Genomic DNA, 2,543 nt, shown 5'->3' with positions numbered 1-2,543 from the left:
CTCGAGCACCAAGGCATCCCTCTGGACCGCCAGCTGCGCAGCTGGCGGGAGCTGGACGTCGAGCCGATCGATCCCGATCACGCCGATCCGTACACCCGCTGCCGGATCATCACGATGAACGGCATCGAGGTCGAGGCGATCCTCTTCAGCCACCAGTTCGCCCGCCACTGCCCCGACCCGGAGGTCAAACGGCAGCTCGCGGAGGTCCGCTACATCGAGCACCAGCAGCAGAAGACCGTCAACTGGCTGCTGCCGGGCCTCGCCTCCGTCCTGGAGACGACCATCGCCTACGAACAGGTCGCGGTGGACCTCACCGGCTGGATCGCCCGCCACGAGCCCGACCCGTACCTGAAGCAGGCGTACGAGTTCGGCGTCCTGGAGGACTTCGACCACCTGTACCGGTACGCCAACCTCTACGAGATGATCGAGCACCGCAAGGCGGAGTCGATCGTCGACGGCCTCACCGAGGTGATGCCGGGGCGGCCGACGAAGTTCCACCACCGCCACCCGCACGACAACGTGCGCGAGCCGTACGACCGCTCGACCACCAACCCGCTGTCCAAGCTGCACGCCCTGACCATCATGTCGGCCGAGCAGCAGACCATGAACTTCTACATGAACGTCGGCCCGCAGTACATGGAGCCGATCGCGCGGCAGCTCTACCAGGAGATCGGCCTGATCGAGGAAGAGCACGTCACCCACTACGAGTCCCTGGTCGACCCGGGCGAGACCTGGTGGGAGCAACTCGTCAACCACGAGTACAACGAGTGCTACCTCTACCACTCCTTCATGGAGCAGGAGCCGGACCCGAAGGTGAAAGCCATCTGGGAGCTGCACCTGAACATGGAGCTCGAACACCTGCGGATCGCCTGCGACCTCATGCGCCGTCATGACGGCCGCGAACCGGAGGAGATCCTCGCACCGGAGCTGCCGAACGTCCTGACGTTCGAGCAGAACAAGGTGTTCGTACGCGACCTCCTGGACACCCAGATCGACGTGACCACCCTGGGCACCGGCTACGTCCAGGAAGCGCACGAGCGGTTCGAGCGGATGCAGGAGCAGATCCACGGCGGCGAAGAGCCGCCCAGCGAGCGCGTGATGGCCCAGCACCGCGAGATGTTCGGCCGCGAGTACCGCGTCGAGACCGAGGGCGGCCACCCCGACCTGGCCTCCCGGGAGAGGGACTGACATGGCCGGTATCGCCGCTTCGGACGCCGATGTCGTAGCCCTGCTCATGCGCCAGCACGGTGATATCCGCAACCTCTTCGACGAAGTCGAGAAGACCACCGGGGACGAGCGCCGCGCGGCGTTCCGCCGGCTGGTCCAGCTGCTGGCCGTGCACGAGACCGCCGAGGAGGAGGTCGTCCGCCCGTTCACCCGGGCGAACGTGCCGGGCGGCGATCAGGTGGTCGAGGACCGGCTGAAGGAGGAGCGAGAGGCGAAGGAGCTCCTGTCCCGCCTGGACGGCATGGACCCGGACGATCCCAAGTTCCTGCCCGAGCTCCTCTCGCTCCGCCTGGACGTGATGGCACACGCCCGAGCCGAGGAGCGCTACGAGTTCAACCACATCCGCCGCCACGCGGACCAGGCACGTCTGGCGTCGATGGCCTCGGCCCTGAAGGCCGCCGAGGCCATGGCCCCGACCCACCCGCACCCCGGCACGGAGTCCGCGGCCAAGAACCTCGCGCTCGGCCCGCTCGCGGCCGTCGTCGACCGCACCCGGGACGCCGTCCGCAAGGCCATGGGCAAGGACGGGTGACGTACCGCCGCTCACTGACCGGTGGGGCGCTGTCGGGACTGGGCATCGCCGCGTTCGTCGACGAGACGGTCTTCCACCAGCTGCTCCACTGGCACCACTTCTACGACAGATCCACCCCCGACGTGGGACTGGTCTCCGACGGCCTGTTCCACGCCGGCGGCTGGCTGGCGATGGTGGCGGGCCTGTTCCTCTACGCCGACCTGCGCCGCAGGGACGGCCCGCTGCGCCCGGCCTGGTGGTCCGGCGTCTACCTGGGCATCGGCGGCTTCCAGCTCTACGACGGCACCGTCCAGCACAAGCTGCTGCGCCTGCACCAGATCCGCTACGACGTCGATCCGCGCCCGTACGACTGGACCTGGAACGTGATCGCCGTCCTGTTCCTGCTGGCCGGCCTGCTCCTGTGGCACCGGGCGCGGCGCGCCGAGCGGGAGCGGACGCGATGACGCCCACCCCTGCTCCCCTGCCCGTCCTGGTACTCCTGTGCTGCCTGCTCTACACGGCGGCCGCCGCCCGGCTGCGGCACCGCGGGGACCGCTGGCCGCCGCGGCGCGACGCGGGGCTCTGGCTGGGCGGCGGCCTGCTGGTGGCGGCGTTCGCCGTGCCGTGGGAGTCGTGGCTGCCGCCGTTCACCGCGCACATGGCCGCCCACCTCACGRCCGGCATGGCGGCCCCGCTGCCGGTCGTCCTCTCCCGCCCCGTCACCCTGGCCCTGCGCACCTTCCCGCCGCCCGGCCGGCGCGCCCTGGTGTCGCTGACCCGCTCCCGCCCGGTCACGGCGCTCGTC

Annotated in this window: 4 protein-coding genes; all 4 read left to right on the top strand. The window is 69.7% G+C overall.

Translation table 11 applies throughout. The annotated features are described in order from the left end of the window. A partial coding sequence (locus CA983_RS42660) for a hypothetical protein (RefSeq protein WP_208637173.1) occupies positions 1-1,188 on the top strand: 1,188 nt, incomplete at its 5' end. A 1-nt stretch (position 1,189) separates the two neighbouring features. Next, positions 1,190-1,759, top strand: a complete 570-nt coding sequence (locus CA983_RS42655; protein ID WP_086605990.1) for a hemerythrin domain-containing protein — start codon at positions 1,190-1,192, stop codon at positions 1,757-1,759. After that, positions 1,756-2,202 (top strand): DUF2243 domain-containing protein, encoded by a 447-nt coding sequence (locus tag CA983_RS42650; RefSeq protein ID WP_208637172.1) that lies wholly within the window; start codon positions 1,756-1,758, stop codon positions 2,200-2,202. The genes CA983_RS42655 and CA983_RS42650 overlap by 4 nt, the downstream gene beginning before the upstream one ends. After that, on the top strand, positions 2,199-2,543 hold a 345-nt coding region (locus CA983_RS42645), incomplete at its 3' end, for a cytochrome c oxidase assembly protein (RefSeq protein ID WP_143645790.1). The genes CA983_RS42650 and CA983_RS42645, both read left to right, overlap by 4 nt.

It is taken from the genome of Streptomyces swartbergensis (genome assembly GCF_002148965.1).
Lineage (GTDB): Bacteria > Actinomycetota > Actinomycetes > Streptomycetales > Streptomycetaceae > Streptomyces > Streptomyces swartbergensis.
This window is presented reverse-complemented; position numbering and strand designations above follow the sequence as displayed.